General features: G+C 71.7%; 18 protein-coding genes. 11 read left to right on the top strand and 7 right to left on the bottom strand.

Annotation, left to right across the window (positions count from 1 at the left end; all coding sequences use genetic code 11):
• Nucleotides 1-137: 137 nt before the first annotated feature.
• Both PZB77_RS15915 and PZB77_RS15920 read right to left on the bottom strand, forming a co-directional pair.
• Nucleotides 138-1,217, bottom strand: coding sequence for a metallophosphoesterase (locus PZB77_RS15915; RefSeq protein WP_275493265.1), 1,080 nt, complete (start codon nucleotides 1,215-1,217; stop codon nucleotides 138-140).
• Between the two features lie 174 nt (nucleotides 1,218-1,391).
• The gene (locus PZB77_RS15920) at nucleotides 1,392-2,504 is read right to left on the bottom strand and encodes a LacI family DNA-binding transcriptional regulator (protein WP_275493266.1); all 1,113 of its coding nucleotides are present in this window, start codon (nucleotides 2,502-2,504) and stop codon (nucleotides 1,392-1,394) included.
• 425 nt (nucleotides 2,505-2,929) lie between these two features.
• Here PZB77_RS15920 and hisC point away from each other — a divergent pair, with 425 nt between their 5' ends.
• The 5 genes from hisC to PZB77_RS15945 all read left to right on the top strand — a co-directional run bounded on the left by hisC (nucleotide 2,930) and on the right by PZB77_RS15945 (nucleotide 12,555).
• Complete coding sequence (gene hisC / locus PZB77_RS15925; RefSeq protein WP_275493267.1) at nucleotides 2,930-4,009, top strand: histidinol-phosphate transaminase; 1,080 nt, start codon at nucleotides 2,930-2,932, stop codon at nucleotides 4,007-4,009.
• A gap of 455 nt (nucleotides 4,010-4,464) precedes the next feature.
• Nucleotides 4,465-5,976 (top strand): cytochrome ubiquinol oxidase subunit I, encoded by a 1,512-nt coding sequence (locus PZB77_RS15930; RefSeq protein WP_275493268.1) that lies wholly within the window; start codon nucleotides 4,465-4,467, stop codon nucleotides 5,974-5,976.
• 17 nt (nucleotides 5,977-5,993) lie between these two features.
• Nucleotides 5,994-6,995, top strand: coding sequence for a cytochrome d ubiquinol oxidase subunit II (gene cydB, locus PZB77_RS15935; protein ID WP_275493269.1), 1,002 nt, complete (start codon nucleotides 5,994-5,996; stop codon nucleotides 6,993-6,995).
• 139 nt (nucleotides 6,996-7,134) lie between these two features.
• Nucleotides 7,135-10,671 carry a thiol reductant ABC exporter subunit CydD gene (gene cydD / locus PZB77_RS15940; RefSeq protein ID WP_275493270.1) on the top strand — a complete coding sequence of 1,179 codons (3,537 nt, stop codon included), beginning with the start codon at nucleotides 7,135-7,137 and terminating at the stop codon, nucleotides 10,669-10,671.
• A 111-nt stretch (nucleotides 10,672-10,782) separates the two neighbouring features.
• Complete coding sequence (locus tag PZB77_RS15945; RefSeq protein WP_275493271.1) at nucleotides 10,783-12,555, top strand: GAF domain-containing protein; 1,773 nt, start codon at nucleotides 10,783-10,785, stop codon at nucleotides 12,553-12,555.
• Nucleotides 12,556-12,558: 3 nt separating this feature from the next.
• Here the strand turns inward: PZB77_RS15945 and PZB77_RS15950 are convergent, their stop codons facing one another.
• Nucleotides 12,559-13,404, bottom strand: coding sequence for a Cof-type HAD-IIB family hydrolase (locus PZB77_RS15950; RefSeq protein ID WP_275493272.1), 846 nt, complete (start codon nucleotides 13,402-13,404; stop codon nucleotides 12,559-12,561).
• Nucleotides 13,405-13,695: 291 nt separating this feature from the next.
• Between PZB77_RS15950 and PZB77_RS15955 the strand changes: the two genes are divergently transcribed.
• Nucleotides 13,696-14,589 carry an LLM class flavin-dependent oxidoreductase gene (locus PZB77_RS15955; RefSeq protein WP_275493273.1) on the top strand — a complete coding sequence of 298 codons (894 nt, stop codon included), beginning with the start codon at nucleotides 13,696-13,698 and terminating at the stop codon, nucleotides 14,587-14,589.
• A gap of 88 nt (nucleotides 14,590-14,677) precedes the next feature.
• Here PZB77_RS15955 and PZB77_RS15960 read toward each other — a convergent pair whose 3' ends face one another.
• Nucleotides 14,678-15,220: an RNA 2'-phosphotransferase gene (locus PZB77_RS15960; RefSeq protein ID WP_275493274.1), complete on the bottom strand. Its 543-nt coding sequence runs from the start codon at nucleotides 15,218-15,220 to the stop codon at nucleotides 14,678-14,680.
• A 699-nt stretch (nucleotides 15,221-15,919) separates the two neighbouring features.
• On the bottom strand, nucleotides 15,920-17,719 hold the full coding sequence (locus tag PZB77_RS15965; protein ID WP_275493275.1) for an SDR family oxidoreductase: 1,800 nt from the start codon (nucleotides 17,717-17,719) through the stop codon (nucleotides 15,920-15,922).
• A gap of 370 nt (nucleotides 17,720-18,089) precedes the next feature.
• Here PZB77_RS15965 and PZB77_RS15970 point away from each other — a divergent pair, with 370 nt between their 5' ends.
• The 5 genes from PZB77_RS15970 (at nucleotide 18,090) to PZB77_RS15990 (ending at nucleotide 22,794) form a co-directional block, all read left to right on the top strand.
• The gene (locus PZB77_RS15970; protein WP_275496082.1) at nucleotides 18,090-19,217 is read left to right on the top strand and encodes an ATP-binding cassette domain-containing protein; all 1,128 of its coding nucleotides are present in this window, start codon (nucleotides 18,090-18,092) and stop codon (nucleotides 19,215-19,217) included.
• Entirely contained in the window at nucleotides 19,207-20,121 is a 915-nt protein-coding gene (locus PZB77_RS15975; RefSeq protein WP_275493276.1) for an ABC transporter permease, read from the top strand. The genes PZB77_RS15970 and PZB77_RS15975 overlap by 11 nt, the downstream gene beginning before the upstream one ends.
• Nucleotides 20,118-21,029, top strand: coding sequence for an ABC transporter ATP-binding protein (locus PZB77_RS15980; protein WP_275493277.1), 912 nt, complete (start codon nucleotides 20,118-20,120; stop codon nucleotides 21,027-21,029). Before PZB77_RS15975 ends, PZB77_RS15980 begins: the two co-directional genes overlap by 4 nt.
• Before the next feature lie 29 nt (nucleotides 21,030-21,058).
• Complete coding sequence (locus tag PZB77_RS15985) at nucleotides 21,059-21,778, top strand: ABC transporter permease (RefSeq protein WP_275493278.1); 720 nt, start codon at nucleotides 21,059-21,061, stop codon at nucleotides 21,776-21,778.
• Between the two features lie 320 nt (nucleotides 21,779-22,098).
• Nucleotides 22,099-22,794 carry a hypothetical protein gene (locus PZB77_RS15990; protein ID WP_275493279.1) on the top strand — a complete coding sequence of 232 codons (696 nt, stop codon included), beginning with the start codon at nucleotides 22,099-22,101 and terminating at the stop codon, nucleotides 22,792-22,794.
• A 133-nt stretch (nucleotides 22,795-22,927) separates the two neighbouring features.
• Here PZB77_RS15990 and PZB77_RS15995 read toward each other — a convergent pair whose 3' ends face one another.
• Nucleotides 22,928-23,740, bottom strand: coding sequence for an HAD family hydrolase (locus PZB77_RS15995; RefSeq protein ID WP_275493280.1), 813 nt, complete (start codon nucleotides 23,738-23,740; stop codon nucleotides 22,928-22,930).
• Complete coding sequence (gene serS / locus PZB77_RS16000; RefSeq protein WP_275493281.1) at nucleotides 23,737-25,014, bottom strand: serine--tRNA ligase; 1,278 nt, start codon at nucleotides 25,012-25,014, stop codon at nucleotides 23,737-23,739. Before serS ends, PZB77_RS15995 begins: the two co-directional genes overlap by 4 nt.
• Nucleotides 25,015-25,284: the final 270 nt, after the last annotated feature.

The following is a 25,284-nucleotide window of genomic DNA, read 5'->3' on the forward strand; positions in this document are numbered from 1 at the left end:
CCCGGACGAAACGGAGGAGAGCCTGCTACTGATACGCCGATGGTAGAGCGCCCAGGGCGAGGGGTGACAGGGTGTTTCCGGAAATAGGCCCGCCGACCGCGAACGATCAGGTCGACGGAGCCCTACCCGGGGGAACCTCAGTCATGCAGGGGGAGTTGGGCGACCAGCAGCTTTCCGGCCATGGTCACACCGCCGTCCATGGCGATGGCGAGACCGTCCGCGTACAGGTGCGGTCCGTGCACCACCGGGCCCGCACCGTGCTCACCGTCCTCCGAACCGACCTCGCCCAGCAGGTACGGGATGGGGCTGTGGCCGTGGACGACCCGCCGGCCACCGTACGCGGCCATCAGCTCGCGCACCGCCTGCGCCCCGCCGTCGTCGCGGAACGCGAACCGCTTGGTGAGCTTGCGGAACAGGTCCCAGCACTCGTCGGCGTCGTTGCGGGTGAGGATGGCGTGGACCGTGTCGTTGACGTCCTCGATCGTCGCCCCGTAGTCGAGGTAGGCCGTCGTGTCGGAGTGCATCAGCAGATGCCCGTCCTCCTCCACGACCGCGTCCAGCCGGGACATCCACTGGAGGTGGACGTCGCGCAGCCGCTCCATGTCCTGCTTCTGGCCGCCGTTGAGCAGCCAGGCGGCCTGGAAGGTGGCGGTGCCCGCGCCGGAGTTCACCGGGGTGTCCGCGAACCGCTTCGCGCCGATGAGCAGCAGCTCGTGGTTGCCCATCAGGGCCTTGCAGTAGCCGCCCGCGGCGGCAGCCTCGGCCGAGAGCTGCATGACCAGGTCGATGACGCCGATGCCGTCCGGGCCCCGGTCGGTGAAGTCGCCGAGGAACCAGAGCCGGGCGTTGCCCGCCGACCAGTTGCCGTTGACGTCGATGAGGCCCTGGTCGGAGAGGGCGGCCTTCAGCTCGTCGAGGTAACCGTGGACGTCCCCCACGACGTAGAGCGGGCCGAGCCCGTCGGTCCCGCCGGGGTGGGCGTCCGGGGCCGGGGCGCCGACGGGGACTCCGGCGGGGGTGATCACGGGCAGGTCGCGCTCGGTCGGGGTGTAGCCCTCCGGCATCCCGTCGTCGGGGACGACGTTCCCAGGATGCGGAAGCGATCCGTCCGGATGTGTCCCCTCCGTGGGTACGGGCGTTCGCGCGTACGGCGGAACGCGGAAGTCGCGCAACGTCGCCGTACGCACCACGGGTTCCTGACCGGCCCCCTGAGTCATCGACCCCTCCACCACCGTCGCGCCGCCGTACACCTGACGGGCCCTGGCTGGCAGGGGTGGTCCGCGGTGTCGTGCGCCCATCATAGGAACGCGGATCGCCCCGTGTGACGCACCAGGGGCGGTGAATCCGGGCGGGTGCGCCGTTCACCTGTCCATTGGTCCGGATTAATCCTTTCAGTCCCTGGTCGGGGAGCGTGGCGCGCTCACCGTCGTGCGCGGCGGTCGGCGCTGCGAGGAGGTCCGGACGATCAGCTCGGTCGGTATCACCTGCTCGAGGGGACCGTCGTGCTCCACGCCCTCGATCGCGTCGATGAGGAGCTGCACCACGGCGGTGCCGATGCGGCGCGGCTTCAGCGAGAGCGTGGTGATGGGCGGCTCGGTGGAGGCGTAGACCGTGGACTCGCTGCAGCAGACCAGCAGGAGGTCCTCGGGGACGCGCAGGCCGTACCGGCGGGCCGCGGCCAGCAGATCGGTGCCGTTGGGGTCGAAGAGCCCGTAGACGGCGTCCGGCCGGTCCGGGCGGGCGAGCAGCCGGTCGGCGGCGACCGCCCCCGCGCACGGGTCGTGGGCCGGGTAGGACTCGTACACCGGGTCCTGGCCCACGCGCTCGCACCAGTGCAGGTACGCGGTGGTGGAGAGCCGGGTGTAGGTGTCGGTGGTGGTGCCGGTGAGGAGCCCGATCCGGCGGGCGCCCGCCGCCGCGAGGTGGTCGAGGAGGTCCAGCACGGCCGCGCGGTGGTCGTTGTCGACCCAGGCGGTGACCGGGAGTGATCCGGCGGGCCGCCCGTCGGAGACCACGGGCAGCCCCTGGCGGACGAGTTCGGTGACCACCGGGTCCTGGTCCGAGGGGTCGATGACGACCGTCCCGTCCAGCGCCACGTTCGACCAGACGTCGTGCCGCGAGGTGGCGGGCAGGATCACCAGCGCGTACCCGCGGGCGAGCGCGGCCGAGGTGGCCGCCCTCGCCATCTCCGCGAAGTACGCGAACTCGGTGAAGGTGAAAGGTTCATCCCCGTACGTGGTCACGGTCAGACCGATCAGGCCCGACCTGCCCGTACGGAGGGTGCGGGCCGCGGCCGAGGGGCGGTAGCCCAGGCGCTCTGCGACCTCGCGGACATGGCGTCGGGTGGCCTCCGGGAGCCTGCCCTTGCCGTTGAGCGCGTCGGAGACGGTCGTGATCGAGACCCCGGCCGCGGCGGCGACGTCGCGGATCCCCGCGCGTCCTGGCCGGCCGCCGCGCCGGGGGGTCTCGGTCCGGCTCACCTGGTGCTTCCCTGCTGCTGTCATGGCGAGCCGATAGTAGGGGGCGGGAGGCCCTTCGTAAGGGACGCATATGCACCGGTTGACAGGCACGTTTCTGCAAGGTCATCGAGGATGGATCGCCTTGTAAAGCAAGGGGGTTGGCACCGGCTGAGCGGATGTGTCATGTATCCATCGGGGTGGGTCGACTCCGGTGTGGAGGGGCGGGGGAGGTCTCAACTCACCACTTCGGGGGACGCGCGCTACGGCGCGAGCCACCGGCGCGCGGTTCCATGAGCGCGCGCCCCCGTGGGCGCGTCCCCCGCGGCCGGGCACCTCTCCGCCGGGCCGGGGATCTCTCCCCGTGGGCCGGGGACCTCTCCCCGTTGGCCGGGCACCTCTCGCCACGGGCCGGGCCCCCTCTCATAAGGTGAGGGGCATCGATGAGCGTCGACGGTCGAGGAGGACCTGCGGTGAGCGAGACGAGCCCCAAGCTGCGCGCCGAGCTGGACGGTGTCCCCGCCTATGTGCCGGGCCGGCCGGCCTCCCAGGACGGGCCGGTCGCGTTCAAGCTGTCGTCCAACGAGAACCCCTACCCGCCGCTGCCCGGTGTGATGGAGTCGGTGCTCGCTTCCGCGGCGGACTTCAACCGCTACCCCGACATGTCCTGCGCGGGCCTGCTGGCCGAACTCTCCGACCGGTTCGGGGTGCCCGCGGACCACCTCGCGACGGGAACCGGATCGGTGGGTGTGGCGCAGCAACTGCTTCAGGCCACCTCCGGCCCCGGTGACGAGGTGATCTACGCCTGGCGCTCCTTCGAGGCGTACCCGATCATCACGCAGGTCAGCGGAGCGACCTCGGTGAAGGTGCCGCTGACCGCCGGTGACGTCCACGACCTGGACGCGATGGCGGGCGCCGTCACGGACCGGACGCGGCTGATCTTCGTCTGCAACCCCAACAACCCGACCGGGACGGTGGTCCGCCGGGCGGAGCTGGAACGTTTCCTGGACCGGGTGCCCTCCGACGTTCTGGTGGTGCTGGACGAGGCGTACAAGGAGTTCGTCCGCGACGCCGACGTGCCGGACGGGCTGGAGATCTACCGGGACCGGCCCAACGTGGCGGTGCTGCGAACCTTCTCGAAGGCGTACGGACTGGCCGGCCTCCGGGTCGGGTTCGCGGTGGCGCACCCGCCGGTGGCGGCCGCACTGCGCAAGACGGCCGTGCCCTTCGGTGTGAGCCAGGTCGCCCAGGACGCGGCGGTCGCCTCGCTGCGGGCCGAGGACGAACTGCTGGGCCGGGTGGGCTCGCTGGTGGCCGAGCGGAACCGCGTCCACCGCGGGCTGGTGGAGCGGGGCTGGACGGTCCCGGAGAGCCAGGCCAACTTCGTCTGGCTGCGGCTCGGCGAGCGTGCCGGCGACTTCGCCGCGTTCTGCGAGCGGGCCGGCGTGGTGGTGCGCCCCTTCGCCGGTGAGGGCGTACGGGTCACGATCGGCGAGGACGAGGCCAACGACGTCTTCCTGAAGGCGGCCGAGGCGTACCGCAAGCTGCTGTAGCGCCGGGCCGCAGGGCCCCCGGGGCCGGCGGTGGAGCACGGTGTCTTCCTGAGGCCCCGGAACCCTGACACCACGGGGTCCGGGGCCGCTTCCGTCCGTGGGCCGGTGCGAGGCGGGTGGACGGTGCCGAGGCGGGTGGACGGTGCCGAGGCGGTCCGCCGTGGTGTCGGTCACACGGTCCGCTCGTGGCGGAGGTCCACCGACCGGGTCGGCCCTCCGCCACGACCCCGCACCGCCCCGTGTTGGCCCGAAACCGCTGGTCCCCGCCGGTTCCACCCGTCCTGCCGCGGGCATCTCCGGAGGGGACCCCCGTTCGAAGATCCGGAAGAGCGTGCGCCATACTTTTGCTTGTGAATGTGAACGCGTTCACAAGCGCACCCCGATCGGTCCCGTAATGGGTGGGATCGAAGGGGTGCACCGCGGCTGTCACTACGGCGACGTAAGGAGACGACGACGTGGAGCTGGCTCTGGCGCCCGAGACGATGGCGCGATGGCAGTTCGGCATTACGACCGTCTACCACTTCCTCTTCGTGCCCCTGACGATCTCCCTCGCCGCGCTGACGGCGGGGCTGGAGACGGCATGGGTGCGGACCAACAAGGAGAAGTACCTCAAGGCCACCAAGTTCTGGGGCAAGCTCTTCCTGATCAACATTGCCATGGGCGTCGTCACCGGCATCGTCCAGGAGTTCCAGTTCGGCATGAACTGGTCCGACTACTCGCGGTTCGTCGGTGACGTCTTCGGCGCCCCCCTCGCCTTCGAGGCGCTGATCGCGTTCTTCTTCGAGTCCACCTTCATCGGGCTCTGGATCTTCGGCTGGGACAAGCTGCCCCGCAGGATCCACCTCGCCTGCATCTGGATGGTCTCGCTCGGCACGGTCCTCTCCGCGTACTTCATCCTGGCGGCCAACTCCTGGATGCAGCACCCCGTCGGCTTCCGCATGAACGGTGAGCGCGGCCGTGCCGAACTCACCGACTTCTGGCACGTGCTGACCCAGAACACGGCGCTCGCCCAGTTCTTCCACACCATCACGGCGGCCTTCCTCGTGGGCGGCGCGTTCATGGTCGGGATCGCCGCTTTCCACCTCGCACGCAAGAAGCACATCCCGGTCATGCGGACCTCGCTGCGGCTCGGCCTCGTCACCGTGGTCGTCGCCGGTCTGCTGACCTCCATCAGCGGTGACCTGCTCGGCAAGGTGATGTTCAAGCAGCAGCCGATGAAGATGGCGGCCGCCGAGGCGCTCTGGGAAGGCCAGGAGGGCGCACCCTTCTCGATCTTCGCGGTGGGCGACGTCGCCGAGGGCCACAACGACGTGGAGATCTCCGTCCCCGGGGTGCTGTCCTTCCTCGCCGACGACACCTTCACCTCGTACATCCCCGGCATCAACGAGTTGAACGAGCAGATGCAGGAGAAGTACGGCCCCGGGGACTACCGGCCCAACATCCCCGTCGCCTTCTGGGGCTTCCGTTGGATGATCGGCTTCGGGATGGCCTCGTTCGCCCTCGGCACCCTCGGACTCTGGCTGACCCGGAAGAAGTTCATGCTGCCGCCGGGCATGCGGACCGGCGACGACGAGGTACCGCATCTGGTCCTCTTCAAGAACAAGGCGCTCAGCCCGAAGCTCACCAGGCTCTACTGGCTGGTCGCCCTCTGGACCCTGCTCTTCCCGCTGATCGCCAACTCCTGGGGCTGGATCTTCACCGAGACCGGACGCCAGCCCTGGGCCGTCTTCGGGGTGTTCAAGACCGCTGACGCCGTCTCCCCCGGGGTCTCGCAGGGCGAGGTCATCACCTCACTGATCGCCTTCACCCTGGTCTACGCGATCCTCGCGGTGGTCGAGGTCAAGTTGCTCGTGAAGTACATCAAGGCCGGCCCGCCGGAACTCAGCGAGGACGACCTCAACCCGCCCACCACGATCGGCGGTCACGACGACGCCGACGCCGACCGGCCGATGGCCTTCTCGTACTGAGAGGAAGGAGCGGAACGATGGAACTCCACGACGTCTGGTTCGTCCTCATCGCCGTCCTCTGGATCGGTTACTTCTTCCTGGAGGGCTTCGACTTCGGCATCGGTGTCCTGACCAAGCTGCTCGCCCGCGACCGCAAGGAACGACGGGTGCTGATCAACACGATCGGGCCCTTCTGGGACGGCAACGAGGTCTGGCTGCTCAGCGCGGGGGGCGCGACCTTCGCGGCCTTCCCCGACTGGTACGCCACCCTCTTCTCCGGCTTCTACCTGCCGCTGCTGATCATCCTGCTCTGCCTGATCGTGCGGGGCGTCGCCTTCGAGTACCGGGCGAAGCGGCCGGAGGAGCGCTGGCAGAGCAACTGGGAACACGCGATCTTCTGGACCTCGTTGATCCCCGCCGTCCTCTGGGGCGTGGCCTTCGGCAACATCGTGCGCGGAGTGAAGATCGACGCGCACATGGAGTACGTGGGCGGGTTCTGGGACCTCCTCAACCCGTTCGCCCTGCTCGGCGGGGCGGTGACGCTCGCCCTCTTCACCTTCCACGGCGCGGTGTTCGCGGCGCTGAAGACGGTGGGGGACATACGCGTGCGGGCCAGGAAGCTCGCCCTGCGCCTGGGGCCCGTCGCCGCGGTGCTGGCGCTGGGGTTCCTGATCTGGACGCAGGCGCGCACCGGGGACGGGTGGTCCCTGCTGGCGATGTCCGTCGCCGTCCTGGCGCTGGTCGGCGCGATCGCGGCCATCGCCGCCGGCCGGGAGGGGTGGTCGTTCGCCTTCTCGGGTCTCACCATCGCCGCCGCCGTGGCGATGCTCTTCCTGGCGCTCTTCCCGGACGTCATGCCGTCCTCGCTGAACGGCGCGTGGAGCCTCACCGTCACCAACGCCTCGTCCACGCCGTACACGCTCACGATCATGACCTGGTGCGCGGGGATCGCCACGCCCCTGGTCCTGCTCTACCAGGGGTGGACCTACTGGGTGTTCCGCAAGCGCATCGGCACCCGGCACATCGCGGACGCGCACTGACCGACGCGCACACCGCCGACGCGTCCTCCGCCGACGGGCGCCGGACGTGGCGCCCGGCGGCGGCCCGACCGCCACCGGACGTCTGCCGCCACCGGGCGTACCGGCCGCACGGCCGCACCGACCTCAAGGGGTGTTTCACGTGAAACCAATCGATCCGCGTCTGCTCCGGTACGCCCGCGCCACCCGCTTCTTCCTCGGGGCCGTGGTGGCGCTGGGCGCCGTCGGAGCGCTGCTGGTCATCGCCCAGGCGATGCTGGTGGCCGAGATCGTGGTGGGCGGGTTCGAGGACGGGCTGGACGTCTCCGGTCTCCGTACCCCTCTGCTCCTGCTGGCCGGGGTCGCGGTGGGCCGGGCGCTGGTCGCCTGGCTCACCGAGCTGGCCGCCTACCGGGCGAGCGCGGCGGTCAAGTCGGAGCTGCGCGGCAGGCTGCTGGAACGGGCCTCGGGGCTCGGACCGGCCTGGCTCCACGGGCAGCGCACCGGTTCGCTCGTCGCCCTCGCCACCCGGGGCGTCGATGCGCTCGACGACTACTTCTCGCGGTACGTCCCGCAGCTCGGCCTGGCGGTCGTGGTGCCCGTCGCGGTCCTGGCGCGCATCGTCACCGAGGACTGGGTGTCGGCGGCGATCATCGTGGTCACGCTGCCGCTCATCCCCGCCTTCATGATGCTCATCGGCTGGGCCACCCAGTCCCGGATGGACCGGCAGTGGAAGCTGCTCTCCCGGCTCTCCGGCCACTTCCTGGACGTGGTCGCCGGGCTGCCCACCCTCAAGGTCTTCGGCCGGGCCAAGGCGCAGGCCGAGTCGATCCGGAAGATCACCTCGGATTACCGGCTGGCGACCGTCCGGACCCTGCGGCTCGCCTTCCTCTCCTCCTTCGCGCTGGAATTGCTGGCCACCCTCTCGGTGGCCCTGGTCGCCGTCACGATCGGCATGCGACTCGTACACGGCGAACTCGACCTGTACACCGGCCTGCTGGTGTTGATCCTCGCCCCCGAGGCGTATCTGCCGATCCGCCAGGTCGGCGCGCAGTACCACGCGGCGGCGGAGGGGCTCGCGGCGGCGGAGGAGATCTTCGCGGTGCTGGAGACCGAGCTCCCCGAGGGCGGTACGGCGGACGTGCCGGCGTCCCTCCGGATCGAGCTGGACGGGGTGACCGTCCGCCACGGGGGCAGGACCGACGCCTCGCCCGCAGGGGCCTCGCTGGTGGTCGAGGAGGGGGAGACCGTCGCGCTGGTCGGCCCGAGCGGAGCCGGCAAGTCCACGCTGCTCGACGTCCTCCTCGGCTTCACGGCGCCGGACGCGGGAACCGTCCGGGTGGGCGGTGTGGATCTCGCCGCCCTCTCCCTCGCACACTGGCGCGCGTGTGTCGCCTGGGTGCCGCAGCGCCCCGTCCTCTTCGCCGGCACGGTCGCGGAGAACGTCCGGCTGGCCCGGCCGGACGCCGACGACGCCGCGGTGACGGCGGCGCTGCGCGACGCGGGGGCGCAGGAGTTCGTGGCGGCCCTCCCCGACGGGGAGCGCACCCTCCTGGGCGAGGACGGCGCCGGACTGTCGGCCGGGCAGCGCCAGCGGCTCGCCCTGGCCCGCGCCTTCCTCGCCGACCGGCCGGTCCTGCTGCTCGACGAGCCGACCGCGAGTCTGGACGGCGCCACGGAGGCGGCCGTCGTGGACGCCGTACGACGGCTGGCGGCGGGGCGGACGGTCCTGCTCGTCGCGCACCGGCCCGCGCTGCTGCCGCTGGCCGACCGCATCGTGACGCTGGGACCGCCTCCCACCGGCGCACTCTCCGCCGGGGCGGCGCACGAGCGGGCGGACGCCTCGCGCACGGCTCCGGTCCGCGCGGAGCCGCCCGTACGCACGCCCGCTCCGCACCTCCTGCGGGAGACCGCGCCGCGAACGGGCAAGGTGCTCGCCCGGGTCCGTGAGGCAGCGGGCGCCCCGCGCCGTCGGCTGGCCCTCGCCCTGCTGCTGGGCAGCCTCGCGCTGGGTTCCTCGGTGGGGCTGATGGCGGTTTCCGGCTGGCTGATCTCCCGCGCGTCCGAGCAGCCCCCGGTGCTCTACCTGATGGTGGCGGTCACCGCGACCCGCGCCTTCGGCATCGGCCGGGCCTTCTTCCGCTACGCCGAACGCCTCGTCTCGCACGACACCGTGCTGCAGCTCCTCGCCGAGCTGCGCGTCGCCGTCTACCGAGGGCTTGAGCGCGTCACACCCGCCGGACTGCGCACCACCCGCCGGGGCGACCTGCTCTCCCGGCTGGTGGCGGACGTGGACGAGCTCCAGGACTACTGGCTCCGCTGGCTGCTCCCGGCCGGTACCGCCGTGATCGTGGGCGTGGCCTCCGCCGGCTTCCTCGGCATGCTCCTTCCGGCGGCGGGCGTGGTCCTCGCCGCGGGCCTGCTGCTCGCCGGAGCGGGTGTGCCGCTGGTCAGCGCGGCGGCGGCCCGCCGGGCGGAACACCGGCTCGCGCCGGCCCGCGCCGACCTCGCGGTCCGGGTCACCGACCTCCTCGGCGGTACCGCCGAACTGACCGTCGCCGGTGCGCTGCCCGCGCGCACCGCGCGGGTGCGGGAGGCCGACGGGGTCCTCACCCGGATCGCCGCCCGGGCGGCCTCCGCCACCGCCCTCGGCGGCGGCCTCTCCTCGCTCCTCTGCGGGCTGACCGTGGTCGCCGCCGCCCTGGTGGCGCTGCCCGCCGTACGGAGCGGCCGGCTCGGCGGCCTGGAACTCGCCGTCGTCCTGCTCACTCCGCTCGCCGCCTTCGAAGCCGTGACCGGGATGCCGCTCGCCGTCCGGTACCGCGCCCGCGCCCGCCGGAGTGCGGAGCGTGTGTACGAGGTGCTGGACGCGCCCGTCCCCGTACGCGAACCCGGGACGGCAGCCGCGGCGCCCGCCACCCCCTTCCCCCTGGAGCTGCGGGGAGTGACGGCCCGCTACCCGGACGCCCCCCGGCCCGCCCTGGACTCCGTCGACCTGACCCTGGAGCGGGGCCGCCGGATCGCCGTCGTGGGCCCGTCCGGCTCCGGCAAGACCACGCTCGCACAGGTCCTGCTCCGCTTTCTCGACGCGGAGTCGGGTACCTACCGGCTCGGCGGCACGGACGCCGCGGCACTCGACGGGGACACGGTCCGCGCGTACGTCGGGCTCTGCGCGCAGGACGCGCACGTCTTCGACAGTTCGGTACGCGAGAACCTGCGTCTCGCCCGTACCGACGCCGGCGAGGAGGAGCTGCGGGACGCCCTCGCCGGGGCACGTCTGCTCGACTGGACCGACTCGCTGCCGAAGGGTCTGGACACCTTGGTGGGCGAACGCGGCGCCCGGCTCTCCGGTGGCCAGCGCCAGCGCCTCGCGCTCGCCCGCGCCCTGCTCGCGGACTTCCCGGTGCTCGTGCTCGACGAGCCCGCGGAGCACCTCGACATCGCCACGGCCGACGCGCTGACCGAGGACCTGCTCGACGTCACCCGGGGGCGCACCACCGTGCTCATCACCCACCGGCTGGCGGGTCTCGACGCGGTGGACGAGATCGTGGTGCTGGACGGCGGGCGGGTCGCACAGCGCGGCACGTACGCCGGGCTCGCTGCGGTGGACGGGCCGCTGCGCCGGATGCTGGAGCGTGAACGGGCGACGGACCTGCGCGCGGTGCGTTCCCCGGCCGGTTCCCGGCCGGCTCTCGTCTGAGGGCCTCGGCGGCGGCCCGGGCCAGGCCCCTTCCCCGGCCGGGCCGCCGCCCTTCCCCAGAAGGGGCACTTCCGACTTTCCGTGCGTACCGCCGCTCCGTACGCTCGGTGCATGGCGGAGCGGCAGGAGCACGAGCGGCACCCGGCGGGCCAGGACGGGGCCGCGCCCCGGAACGCGTGGGACCAGGACTCGCTCGAAGCGGCCAGCCGGGCCGCCCGTGACCTGCAGGGTCTCTCCCCCGAGCTCACCGCCCGCGTACCGCAACTGCTGGAGGCCATGCGCTCGGTCGGTACGGGGCTGGAGCTGCACTCCACGCTGAACCGCATCTGCGAGACGGCCGCCGAACTCGCCCACGCCAGGTACGCCGCGATCGGGGTGGTGGACGAGACGGCCGAAGGGCTCCTCGACTTCGTCACGCACGGCATGCCGGACGAGCAGGCGCGCGTGATCGGGCGCCGGCCGAGCGGCCGCACCGGCCTGCTGGGGGCGCTCATCCACGATCCCGCGCCGGTGGTGCTGACCGATCTGACCACCGATCCCCGGTACGCCGGGTTCCCGCCCGGCCATCCCCCGATGCGTACTTTCCTGGGCGTTCCCATCAGCGTCCAGGGGCAGATCTTCGGCAATCTGTACCTCGCCGAGAAACACCACGGTGGCGCGTTCAACGAGTACGACCTGCACATGGTCCGGGTGCTCGCCACCGAGGCGGGCATCGCCATCGGCAACGCCCGCCTCTACGAGGCCGCCCGGCAGCGCGAGCGGTGGATCGACGGCTCGGTCGCGGTGACCACGGCGCTGCTCGCCGGCGGGGACGCGGACGAGGCCCTGACCGTCGTCGCCGAGCAGGCCCGCCGGCTCGCCGACTCGGCCGCGGGCGCCGTTCTGCTGCCGGTGGGGAAGGACGGGGCGGGGGGACTGGAGGTGGTCGCGGTCGCCTCCGACGACCCGTCCACCTCGCTGGGCGTGATCATCGGGCCGGAGAATCCGGTGGCGTCGGCGCTGCTGGCGGGGGAGCCGGTGTTCATCGACGACTCGGCGGACGACCTGTGCGTGATCAGCCGCGCCTCCGAGCGGTACGGCGGCCCGAACATGCTGCTGCCCCTGCGCAGCGACGACCGCGTCCTCGGTGCCCTGTCCACGCCCCGGGCCCGGGGGCAGCGGCCGTTCACGGCGGCCGAACGGACCCTGGCCACCCAGTTCGCCTCGCAGGCGGCGCTGGCGCTGATGATGGCGGAGGCGCAGCGCGACCGCGAGCGGCTCGCCGTCTACGAGGACCGGGACCGGATCGCCCGGGACCTGCACGACCTGGTCATCCAGCGGTTGTTCGCCACCGGGATGATGCTGGAGAGCGCCCGGCGCCGGTCGGTGGTGCCGGAGGTGAGGGAAGGCGTCGGCCGTGCCGTCGACGAGCTGGACATCACCATCCAGGAGATCCGTACCGCCATCTTCGCCCTCCAGCAGGAGCCTGCCGAGGCTCCGTCCGGACTGAGCGTCCGGGTGCTGCGGGAGATCAACATGGCTGCGGTGCCCCTCGGCTTCACGCCCTCGCACCGCTTCGTGGGGGAGATCGACACCCTGGTGGGCGAACTCACCGGGAAGAACCTGATCGCCGCCCTGCGGGAGGCCCTGTCCAACGCCTTCCGGCATGCCCGGGCCTCGTTGATCGAGGTGGTCGTCGACGCCACCGTCACCCTGCCGGACGGACGGGACGGCGTACGGCTGACGGTCTCCGACGACGGGGTCGGCATCCCGGAGGGCGGCCGGCGCAGCGGACTGCGCAACCTGGCCCGCCGGGCCGAGTCACTGGGCGGGGCGAGCCGCTTCGGCCCCGGGCTCGGGAGGGACGGCGGCGGTACGTCGGTGGTCTGGGAAGCGCCGCTCTGACGGTCAGCGGGCGGCGAGCAGGTGTTCGAGGACGACCGCCACACCGTCCTCCTCGTTGGTGAGCGTGCGGCGCGAAGCGGCCGACAACGCGGCCGGATGGGCGTTGGCCATCGCGTACGAGGTACCGGCCCAGTGCAGCATCTCGACGTCGTTCGGCATGTCCCCGAAGGCGACGACCTCCTCGGCGAGCACCCCGCGCTCGGCGCAGTACTCCGCGAGGGTGCGGGCCTTGGAGACGCCCGCGCCGCCGGCCTCCAGCAGGGCGGACGGGCTGGACCGGGTGAAGGACACCAGGTCCCCGACAGCCTCACGGGCCAGGGTGAGGAACGCGTCGGGGGCGATCTGGGTGTGGTGGGCCAGAAGCTTCAGCACGGGGGCACCCGTGCCCGGTACCTCCTCGTCCAGCAGCCTCTCGGCGGCCGCCACGGTCGCCCTGGGGTCCTGGAAGAGCGGCGGGTAGAGCGGCTCGTAGTGGACACCGGTGGTGAACTCCACCGCGAAGGTGGTGCCGGGCGCGGCGCTCCGTACCCGGTGCACGACGGCCAGTGCTTCGGCCCGCCCGAGCGGGTGGACCTTGATCAGCCTGCTGCCCGCGCTGAGGTCGACCACTGCCGCTCCGTTCGCGCAGATCGCGGTCGCGTGCGCCGGCAGATGGGAGACCACCGCGTCCATCCAGCGAGGCGGCCGACCCGTGACGAAGAGGACGTGCACGCCCGCCCGTTCGGCCGCCCCGAGCGCGGCGATCGTGCGCGCCGACAGGGTCTTGTCGTCGCGCAGCAGGGTGCCGTCCAGATCCGTGGCTATCAGCCGGGGCACGACGGGAGGCGGTGCGTCGGTAGGCGTGGTCACCGGGCCATTCTCCCGCATTCGGTGCACGGGCGTGCGGGGGGTCGCACATATGAGAGGCGCACGCCTCTGAGCAGCCGGGTAGGCCTCCGGCATATGCCAGGGCCTTGCGTGCGGATCTTGGGCGGGATCCGGGGCGGAGGTACCGGGGACGGAGGACCCGGGGGAGCCGGGCGGGCCGGGAGGGTGGGCCGTGGGCGGGGACCGGCGGGCACCCGGCGCGCGAGGGCCGGAACCGGCCGGGGCCCTCACTCACCGGGCGGCGGCGGACGCACCCCGGTTATCGTCGGTGACATGCGTCTGAGCACGGTGATCCTCCCCCTTTATCCCTGGGGCGAAGGACAGAAGATCTGGCAACGGGCCGAAGAACTCGGTTTCCACGCCGCCTATTCGTACGACCACCTGTCCTGGCGGTCGTTCCGCGAGAAGACGTGGTTCGGGGCGATTCCCACGCTGACGGCCGCGGCCGTCGTCACCGAGGACCTGCGGCTCGGCACCCTCGTGACCTCGCCGAACTTCCGGCACCCGGTGACGCTGGCGAAGGAGTTGATGTCGCTCGACGACATCTCGGGCGGCCGGGTCACCCTGGGGATCGGGGCGGGCGGCAGTGGCTTCGACGCCACGGCGCTCGGGCAGGAGCCGTGGACACCGCGCGAGCGGGCGGACCGCTTCGGGGAGTTCGTCCCGCTGCTGCACCGGCTGCTCACCGAGGGCGCCGTCTCGCAGCGGGGCACCTTCTACACGGCGGAGGAGGCCCGGAACATCCCCGGGTGCGTCCAGTCGCCCCGGCTGCCGTTCGCGGTCGCCGCGACCGGCCCGCGAGGGTTGCGGGTGGCAGCGGAGTACGGTCAGGCCTGGGTGACCACCGGCGACCCGAAGCTGTACGACGAGGGGACGCCGGAGCAGTCCGTCGAGGCGTTGCGCGGGCAGATCGCCAAGTTGGGCGCGGCGTGCGAGAAGGCCGGGCGGGACGTGGCGGAGCTGGACAAGATCCTGCTGACCGCGTTCACCCCGGACCGCAACCGCCCGATGGAGTCGGTCGAGGCGTTCGTGGACTTCGCGGGCCGCCACCAGGAGCTGGGCTTCACCGAGCTGGTCGTCCACTGGCCCGTTCCGGAGTCGGAGTTCGCCACGGATCCGGTCGTGTTCGAGCAGATCGCGACGGAGGCGCTCGACCGACTGGGCTGACCGGAGGCCGGAGGCCCGTGACCGTGTTCGGGCCCCGGGGCGGTGCCGGACCGGGCGGCCTTCCGGCGGGCCTCCCGCCGGGAGCCGGTCAGCCGGGGAAACGCAGATAGGCGGGGGGTACGGACTCCGCCAGCCACACCCCGTTGGCACTGACGCGGAAGACGTGCCCGTCGCGGTGCATCGCTCCCGCGTCCACGGAGAGCACCACGGGCCTGCCCCGTCGGGCTCCGACCCGGGTGGCCGTCTCCCGGTCGGGCGAGAGGTGGACGTGGTGGCGGGCCATGGGCCGCAGCCCTTCCGTCCGGATCACGGGAAGGGACCGGCCCACCGTGCCGTGGTAGAGGAACGGGGGCGGCTCGGCCGGCGGCAGGTCGAGGTCGACGGAGACGGTATGGCCCTGGTTGGCGCGGAGGCGGTCCCCCTCAAGGGTGAAACGCTGTTTGTCATTGACCTCGACCACGTACGCGAGCTCGGCCCGGGTGATCGGGAAGCCGTGGCGTTCCGCGGCTCTCAGCAGCTCCTCGACGGCCACCCACCCGTTCGGGTCGAGGGTGAGCCCGATGCGTTCCGGCTGATGCCGCAGGTGCTTGGAGAGGTACTTCGACACCTTCACGGTGCGTCTGTCGTCCATGGCTTCAGAGTGCCCGGCCCGTCCTCGGCGGCGCACCCGGATTTCTTCGGCGTTGCCGAACTACGGGTGGCTTCGGGGTTTGATCCACAAGCAACTCGACTTATCCACAGGCTGTTTGGCATTTCTGTGGACAACTGCGGTCCGCTGTGGGAAGTTTGACCAACTTCTGCATCAAAAAAGCTAGATGTATGAATTGTCTCCAAAGGGGCGCTCCACTGCTCGTGTTCCGGACCTCGCAACACCGCTCCGACCCTCGTGAGATCCCATGGTCCGGGCACAGCACCCCACTTGTAAGGGAAGAGAAACGCTTCCTCCACCGTGGTCGGAGGAGCCATGCCGGCGCGGACGGAGGGGCGGAGAGCGCGCACGTCACCGTCCCGCCGACACGAACAGCTCTTACGCTGAGCGCCGTTCTGTCCACAGAACCGTGGCCGGCATGGTCGACTCCGGCGTCCGCACGTCCCCCGAATGATCTACGGCAGGGCGCCCGCGGGGCGCACGACCGGGACGGGGGAGAAACGTCCCGCCGCCGCGACGCGGTGCCAAGCGCGGACGCGTACGCCGTCGAACGCGCCAGCACCGCACCCCGATTGGGCCGTTCCACCCCCAAGGTGGATTCTCAGCGTGCTTGTTCGTCATCACCTCTGTCGGAGCGGCGACCGACGCGACGCAACGGAACGCCGAACCCGAGTGCCCCGGCTACCGCTTGGGTGACGTCTCCGGGCCGCCCCGGAGACGGCGAAAGTGCCTCGGTCCGCGCGACCTCTCCGGTGTCACCACCAGCGCCCGGTCGTGGACGATCGCGTCCAGCACGGTTTCGGCGACTCCCTCCGGCGTACGGAGACCCGGGCGGCCCGATGTCGAACGCGCCCCGGGCACAGCCCCGTCGGGCACCCCGGGGCCGGTCGCACCGTCCGCCCCGGCGCTCCGATCAGTATCCGTCCCGGTGCCGTCCGACTCCGGCCACACCGGGCTCACCGTGCTCACCGACACGGTGCGGCCCGCCAGTTCGGCCCGCAGGCCCCGGCTGAGCGACAGAACGGCGGCCCGCACCGCGTCGTACGGGGAGGCTCCGGCCGGCCGCGACGAGGGGAGGGCGCTGGGCACCACGTTGACGATGTGCCCGCCCTGTCCGCGCGCGGCCATCTGTCCGCCGAACACCCGGCAACCGTGGATGATCTCCCACAACCCCGTGTCGAGGAGCTTCCGCCACTCGTCGGCCGTCGTCTCCAGGAGGGAGGCGTTCGGCGTGGACGACCTCCAAGGGGCCGTCGCGAGGTTGACCAGGACGTCGACGGTGCCGTACTCCGCCGCGACCTTCGCACCGAGCTTCTCCACCGCCTGTTCGTCGCCGGGGTCGACGGACTCCGCCCAGGCGGCGGGCGCCCCGAGGCGGAGCGCGGTCTCCGCGGTACGGGCGGCGCCCGCCGCGTCCCGGTCCACGGCCACCACCCGCGCCCCGGCCTCGGCGAACGCGAGCGCCGTCGCCCGTCCGACCCCTCCGGCCGCCCCCGTCACCAGCACCAACTGGCCGCCGAAGCGGTCCGCGTGCCGGCCGGACCGCCCCGCGGCGGCCGGCGCGGGGGTGCCGGTCCCGGACGGGGTCTCCAGCGCGGAGACGAACGCGGAGATCCAGGAGACCAGTTGGTCCGGCCGGGTGCGCGGTACCCAGTGCTGAGCGGGCAGCCGGCGGCGGAGCAGGTGCGGAACCCAGCGCTCCAGGCCGTCGGAGAGCGACTCCGACAGGAAGGCGTCACCGGTCGGCGTGATCAGCTGGACCGGTACGTGCGCGTACGCGTCGGGGCGGGGCCTGCGCAGCCGGGTGCGGACGTTGTCGCGGTAGAGCCAGGCGCCGTGCGCCGCGTCCCGGGGCAGCGAGGCGGTGGGGTAGTCGCCCGCCGGGACCTTCTCCAGCCGCTCCAGGATCTGCGGCCAGCGGCGTCCCAGTGGTCCGCGCCAGGCGAGTTCGGGCAGGACCGGGGTGTGCAGCAGGTACACGTACCAGGACTTGGCGCCCTGGCCGGCGAGCTGGGCCGCCCGCCGGGGCGTGGGCCGGGTGAGCCGGTCGTGGATCCAGTGCCCGAAGTGGTCCAGCGAGGGACCGGACATCGAGGTGAAGGAGGCGATCCTGCCCCTGGTCCGCTCGACCGTGGCGAACTCCCAGGACTGCACCGACCCCCAGTCGTGGCCCACCACGTGCACGGGCCGGTCCGGACTGACCTCGTCCACCACGGCCAGGAAGTCATCGGTCAGCTTCTCCAGGGTGAAGCCGCCGCGGAGCGGCACCGGTGCGGTGGAACGGCCGTGCCCGCGCACGTCGTAGAGCACCACGTGCCAGTGCTCGGCGAGCCCCGGTGCGACCCGTGACCACACTTCCTTGCTGTCCGGATATCCGTGCACCAGCACCACGGTGGGCCGGTCCGGGTTCCCCAGCTCGGCCACGTGGAGCTCGATCCCACCCGTGCGTACCCAGCGCTCGCGCGCTCCTGGGAGTCGCATCCCGCCACCTCTCGTCGGTCCGGCGCCGCTGTCGCGACGCCCCTCTTCGCAGGCCCCCGGACCGCCCGGACGCCGCTTCGGGACAGCGCGTGGGCGCGCCGTACGCGCCGGTAACCGTGCCCCCGAAGCTTGTGGCCGCCGCGACCGGGGGGTCAAGAGGGGCCCCGGCCCAAAGCGGCCTACCGGGGCCGCACGGCCGCCGCGCACAACTGCCCGGCGGAGCAGGGAGAGCGACGCCCCGGCCCGGGTCACTCCTCCGCCCGACTCCCCTACGGGGGAGTACAACTCAAGTGTGACGCGGATGCGACCGTCAGGTCTGACGACGCCCGGCGCCCGCACCACTAGCGTCGTCCCCGTGACTGTGATCGCGATGCAAGCCCTGAGCAAGCGGTACCCCCGGGTGACCGCTCTTGACCGGCTCTCCTTGGACATCGGACCGGGTGTGACCGGTCTGGTGGGTGCCAACGGGGCCGGCAAGTCCACATTGATCAAGATCCTGCTGGGACTCTCGCCCGCGACCGAGGGATCGGCCTCGGTGCTCGGGCTGGACGTCGCCACGCACGGTGCCGCGATCCGGGAGCGGGTCGGGTACATGCCGGAGCACGACTGCCTGCCGCCGGACGTGTCGGCGACCGAGTTCGTGGTCCACATGGCGCGGATGTCGGGCCTGCCTCCGACGGCGGCCCGGGAGCGCACCGCCGACACCCTGCGCCACGTCGGCCTCTACGAGGAGCGCTACCGTCCCATCGGGGGGTACTCGACGGGCATGAAGCAGCGGGTCAAGCTGGCTCAGGCCCTGGTCCACGACCCGCGGCTGGTCCTGCTCGACGAGCCGACCAACGGCCTCGACCCGGTCGGCCGCGACGAGATGCTCGGCCTCATCCGCCGGGTGCACACCGACTTCGGCATCTCCGTCCTGGTCACCTCGCACCTCCTGGGCGAGCTGGAGCGCACCTGCGACCACGTCGTCGTCATCGACGGCGGCACCCTGCTCCGGTCCAGCTCCACCAGCGAGTTCACGCAGTCGACGACCACGCTCGCGGTCGAGGTCACCGACAGCGACGCCCACCCGGACGGCACCGACGCGCTGCGCCGGACGCTCGTCGCCGCCGGCGTGAAGCTGGTGGGCACCGACGGCGTCGACACCGGCGGCCTGCCCGGCGCCGGACACATCCTGCTCGTCGAGGCGGTGGGCGAGGAGACGTACGACCTGGTGCGCGACAGTGTGGCCGGGCTGGGGCTCGGTCTCGTCCGCATGGAGCAGCGCCGGCACCACATCGCCGAGGTGTTCCGCGCGGGTGAGGGTGGTCAGCAGGTGCCGGCCCAGCTCGCCGCAGGCCCGTCGCCCGGCGTCCCGGCCCGGGCCCCGGCCCTCGGAGCCGTACAGGAGAATCCGCTGTCCGCAGCCGTACCGCAGGCTCCGGATGCCGGAGCCGTCCACCAGGCCCCGGCACCCGGAGCCGTCCAGCAGAAGGGGAGCGGTCCCGATGAGCACTGAGATCAGGGCCGGAGGCGCGCCGCGCGGCGACGCCTCCCGCATCCACGACATCGGCTACCGCTCGTACGAGGGCCCGCGGCTCGGGCGCGGTTACGCCCGCCGTTCGCTCTACGTCCAGTCCTTGAAGGGCGCGTTCGGCCTCGGGCGCTCGGCCCGGTCCAAGGTCCTGCCGATGCTGATGCTCGCGGTGATGTGCCTGGTCGCGGCGATCATCGTGGCGGTGTCGATGGCGGCGCCGGGTGCCACGAAGCTGGTCGTGAAGTACACGTCGTACGCGATCTACCTCCAGGCGGTCATCGCGCTGTTCGTCGCCTCGCAGGCCCCGCAGAGCGTCTCGCGGGACCTGCGGTTCCGGACGGTTCCGCTCTACTTCTCGCGGCCGATCGCGCACGTCGACTACGTCCTGGCGAAGCTGGCGGCGATGGCCTCCGCCCTCTTCGTCCTCACCGGGCTGCCGCTGGTCGTCCTCTACGTGGGCTCGCTGCTCGCGAAGTTCGACTTCGCCGACCAGACCGGCTGGTTCGCGCAGGGGCTGGTGTCGGTGGCGCTGCTCTCCGTGCTCTTCGCCGCGCTCGCGCTGGTGGTGGCCGCGCTGACCCCGCGGCGGGGCTTCGGCGTCGCGGCGGTGATCGCGGTGATGACCATCTCGTACGGGGCGGTCTCCACCGTCCAGGCCATCGCCTACTCGACCGGTTCCGACGGGGCCATCGCCTGGTTCGGGCTCTTCTCCCCGATCACGCTGGTCGACGGGGTGCAGACCGCGTTCCTCGGTGCCTCCTCCGCCTTCCCCGGTGGGGAAGGTCCGGGGGCGGCCATGGGCGTCGTCTATCTGATCGTTGTCCTCGCGCTCGTCACCGGCTCGTACGCCGCCCTGATGCGCCGTTACCGGAGGGTCGGGCTGTGACCACCATCGAGATCGACCACGCTTCCCGCTGGTTCGGGAACGTCGTCGCCGTCAACGACGTGAGCATGACGATCGGCCCGGGCGTCACCGGGCTGCTCGGCCCCAACGGCGCGGGCAAGTCCACCCTGATCAACATGATGGCCGGATTCCTCGCTCCCTCCACCGGAACGGTGACGCTCGACCGCCGGCCGATCTGGCGCAACGAGTCGGTCTACCAGGAGATCGGCATCGTCCCCGAGCGGGAGGGCATGTACGACTTCCTGACCGGCCGCGAATTCGTCGTCGCCAACGCCGAACTGCACGGGCTGGGCGCGGCCCAGGCGGCGCGCGCGCTCGCCACGGTCGAGATGGAGTACGCCCAGGACCGCAAGATCCAGACGTACAGCAAGGGCATGCGCCAGCGCGTGAAGATGGCCTCGGCGCTGGTCCACGACCCGGCCGTGCTGCTGCTCGACGAACCGTTCAACGGCATGGACCCCCGGCAGCGGATGCAGCTGATGGACCTGCTGCGGCGGATGGGCGAGCAGGGCCGCACGGTGCTCTTCTCCTCACACATCCTCGAAGAGGTCGAGCAGCTCGCCTCGCACATCGAGGTGATCGTGGCCGGACGGCACGCGGCCAGCGGCGACTTCCGCCGGATCCGCCGGCTGATGACGGACCGCCCGCACCGCTATCTCGTCCGCTCCAGCGACGACCGCGCGCTCGCGGCGGCCCTGATCGCCGACCCGTCGACGGCCGGCATCGAGGTCGACCACGGCGAGGGTGCGCTGCTGGTCCAGGCGGTCGACTTCGGCCGGTTCACCACGCTGCTGCCGCGGGTGGCGAAGGAGCGGGGCATCCGGCTGCTGGCCGTCTCGCCGTCCGACGAGTCCCTCGAATCGGTCTTCTCGTACCTCGTATCGGCCTGAGTAGTGGCCTGAAGGAGCTGTGAAGCGTCATGTACGACCCCACGGTCGCCCGGCTCACCTACCGGGCCCTGCTCGGCCGGCGCCGGGCCGCCATCCTGTTCGTCCTGCCCGCCCTGCTGATCGCGATCTCGCTGGCGGTACGGCTGCTGGCGGGAGCCGACGACCAGATCACCTCCGACGTCCTGGGGGGCTTCGCCCTCGCCGCGATGGTCCCGCTGATCGGAGTCATCGCGGGCACCGGCGCCATCGGCCCCGAGATCGACGACGGTTCGATCGTCTACCTGCTGGCGAAGCCCGTGAAGCGCCCCACGATCATCTTCACCAAGCTGATCGTGGCGATCGCCGTCACGATGGTCTTCTCCGCGCTGCCCACGCTGATCGCGGGGTTCATCCTCAACGGCAACGGCCAGCAGATCGCGGTCGCCTACACCGTCGGGGCGCTCGTCGCCTCGATCGCGTACAGCGCGCTCTTCCTGCTGCTCGGCACGGTCAGCCGCCACGCGGTCGTGCTCGGCCTGGTGTACGCGTTGGTGTGGGAGGCCCTCTTCGGCAGCCGGATGCCGGGGGCGCGCACGCTGAGCGTGCAGCAGTGGGCGCTCTCGGTCTCCGAGAGGATCGGTGCCGAGGGAGCGATCACCGCCGACGTCCACCTGCCCCTCGCCACGGTGCTGCTGGTCGGGGTCACCGTCGGCGCCACCTGGTACGCGGGCCAGAAGCTGCGCACCCTCAAGCTGGCCGGCGAGGAGTGAGGCGCGGGGCCCGGCGCTGAGCCGGTTTTGCACCCCGGGGCAACCCCCGCCCACCGGGCGGGGGTTGCCCCGCGTTCGTCGGCCCTTCTCCGCGGGGCCGGTGCGTGACGCGACGCCTACCGGGTCGTTGGTCCGCATGCGTGGAGGCAACTGGAATCCGTGACGACGAGCGTGCGTGAAGCAGGGGAATGCCGGCCCCGGGTGCGTGAGCCCCGGACGGAGCCGGCCATCGAGTGAGTGGCACCCGTGAGCGGCCTCCGCCCCTGACGCCCGGGGTGAGGGCCGTCCTTCGCCGTTCCCCGCGTACGGAAGGCATGCCCATGCCCACGGAAGTCGCCCTGCTGGAGTCCCGCGCTCTGCGCGTCGAGCAGATGGTGCGCGTTGACATCCTCGACAAGGTGAAGAGCCTTGTCATGCTCCCGGACGGAATTCACGTTCGCACAGAGGACGTGGCACGTTACTTCGAAGTATCCACAGAGGCGTTGAAAAAGGTCACCCAGCGCCATCGGGACGAGATGGAGGAGAACGGCCTGGTTCTGCTGCGCGGCTCTGACCTGCGGTCCTTCCATAGGGACATGTTGTCCCTATGGAGCGGTGGAGAAGCCGAAAGTTATCCACAGGCAGCCACCCAGCTCACTCTGTACACCCGTCGCACGGTGCTCAACGTGGCGATGCTTCTTCGCGAAAGCGACATCGCCCGGTGTGTGCGTACGTACCTGCTCGACGCCGAGGGGGACCTCCGGGAACGGTACGACGCGCTCCACTTCCGCGTCACCGGCATCGAGAGCTGCCTCGCCGGTGTGGGTTCGGCGCTCCAGGAGCTGGGGCCGGTGCTGCGCAGGATGTCGGAGCGGTTCGACAGTCTGGACCGCAAGCTGGGGGCGACCCATGAGGTCGTCGGTGCGATGAGCGTCCGACTGGCCGACGTCGCGCACGACGTACGGCGGGTCGACGCCCGGCTGGGCGACGTGGCGCACCGGCTGAGGGAACCGCACCCCGCACCGCGCGAGGAGTGACCCCCGGGGTCCGTGCCCGCGGCCTCCGGTCGCGCGACTGCCCGCGGCCTCCGGGGGCCGCGGGCAGTCGGTCGGTACGCCGTGCGGTACGGCTTCGGTACGTCGTGCGGTACGGCTCTTGGGCCGCCGGGTGCTACCGCGTCCCGCCGGCGAGGAGTTCCTCCAGGACCACCGCGATGCCGTCGTCCTCGTTGGAGGCGGTGATCTCGTGGGCCACCGACTTGAGTTCCTCGTGCGCGTTGGCCATGGCGACGCCGTGCCGGGCCCAGCCGAACATCGGGATGTCGTTGGGCATGTCCCCGAAGGCGATCGTGTCCGCGGCCTTCACGCCAAGCCGGCGCGCGGCGAGCGAGAGCCCCGTCGCCTTGCTCAGGCCGAGGGGGAGGATCTCGACGATCCCCGGGCCCGCCATCACGATGTTGACCAGGCTGCCCACCACCGCCCGCGCGGCGGCGGCCAGCTGGTCGTCGCCGAGCTCGGGGTGCTGGAGGTAGACCTTGTTGAGCGGCGCGGTCCACATCTCGTTCGGGTCGTCCACGTGGACCACCGGCAACGGGCCGTCGTGGGGCCGGTAGCCGGGGCCGACCAGCACCTCGCCGTCCAGCCCGTCGCGGCTCGCGGCGAGCAGCAGCGGACCGACCTCCGCCTCGATCTTGGACAGCGCGAGCCCGGCCAGCTGCCGGTCGAGCGTCAGCGAGGTGAGCAGCTTGTGCTCCCCGGCGTGGTAGACCTGCGCGCCCTGGCCGCAGACGGCGAGGCCGTCGTAGCCCAGGTCGTCCAGGATCTGCCGGGTCCAGGGCACGGCCCGGCCGGTGACGACGATGTGCGCGGCGCCCGACCGGGTGGCGGCGGCCAGCGCGTCGCGGGTCCGGTCGGAGACCGTGTCGTCGTGGCGGAGCAGCGTCCCGTCGAGATCGGTGGCGACGAGCTTGAAGGGAAAGGTCACTTGGCGACCGGCTCCAGCACCTCACGCCCGCCGAGGTACGGACGGAGCACCTCGGGCACGCGCACGGAACCGTCCGCGAGCTGGTGGTTCTCCAGGATCGCCACGATCGTGCGAGGTACGGCGCAGAGCGTGCCGTTCAGCGTGGCCAGCGGCTGGACCTTCTTGCCCTCCCGCATGCGCACCGACAGGCGGCGGGCCTGGAAGCTGTCGCAGTTGGAAGCGGAGGTCAGCTCGCGGTACTTGCCCTGGGTGGGGATCCACGCCTCGCAGTCGAACTTCCGGGAGGCCGAAGCCCCCAGGTCGCCGGTGGCCACGTCGATCACCTGGAAGGGAAGCTCCAGGCCGGTCAGCCACTGCTTCTCCCACTCCAGGAGCCGGCGGTGCTCCGCCTCGGCGTCGGCGGGGTCGACGTAGGAGAACATCTCGACCTTGTCGAACTGGTGGACGCGGAAGATGCCCCGGGTGTCCTTGCCGTACGTACCCGCCTCGCGGCGGAAGCAGGGCGAGAAGCCGGCGTACCGCAGGGGCAGCTTGTCGGCCTCGATGATCTCGTCCATGTGGTACGCGGCGAGGGGGACCTCGGAGGTGCCCACCAGGTAGAAGTCGTCCTTCTCCAGGTGGTAGACGTTCTCGGCGGCCTGGCCGAGGAAGCCGGTTCCCTCCATGGCGCGCGGGCGGACCAGCGCGGGGGTGAGCATGGGGACGAAACCGGCCTCGGTCGCCTGTGCGATGGCCGCGTTGACGAGGGCGAGCTCCAGCAGGGCGCCGACGCCCGTCAGGTAGTAGAAGCGAGAACCGGAGACCTTGGCGCCCCGCTCCATGTCGATCGCGCCCAGCGACTCACCGAGCTCCAGGTGGTCCTTGGGCTCGAAGCCCTCGGCCCCGAAGTCGCGGATGGTGCCGTGCGTCTCCAGGACGACGAAGTCCTCCTCGCCGCCGACCGGCACGTCCTCCTGGACGATGTTGCCGAGCTGCAGCAGGAGGCGCTTGGCCTCGGCGTCCGCCTCGTTCTGAGCGGCGTCGGCGGCACGCACGTCGGCCTTGAGCTGGTCGGCGCGGGACAGCAGCTCCGCCCGCTCCTCGGGCGTAGCCCTGGGGATCAGCTTGCCGAGCGACTTCTGCTCGGAGCGGAGTTCGTCGAAGCGGACGCCGGACGACCTGCGCAGCTCGTCGGCGGAGAGAAGGGCGTCGACGAGCGCGACGTCCTCTCCACGGGCGCGCTGGGAGGCGCGAACACGGTCGGGGTCCTCACGGAGCAGGCGAAGGTCAATCACCCCACCAGGCTACCGGTGGGACTTCGGCTACTCGAATCGATAGGGACGAGCGTGTCACTATGCCCGAATTGACGAGAATGGTATCTCTGGGAAGGTTCCGGAATCGCGCGGGAGGGTGGCTCCGGTGGGTCCGCCCGGTCGTCGGCTCCCTCGGTCCGCGAAGTCGCGGGGCGCTCCTTGAAAGGCTCCCGGGAACGTGGCACGGCTGCGGTGCGGGGGGTGGTGCCGGTGGGGACGACGTCGGCCGAAGGGCATGGTCGGACGGAGAGA

Source organism: Streptomyces sp. AM 2-1-1 (assembly GCF_029167645.1).
In the GTDB taxonomy this organism is placed as follows: domain Bacteria; phylum Actinomycetota; class Actinomycetes; order Streptomycetales; family Streptomycetaceae; genus Streptomyces.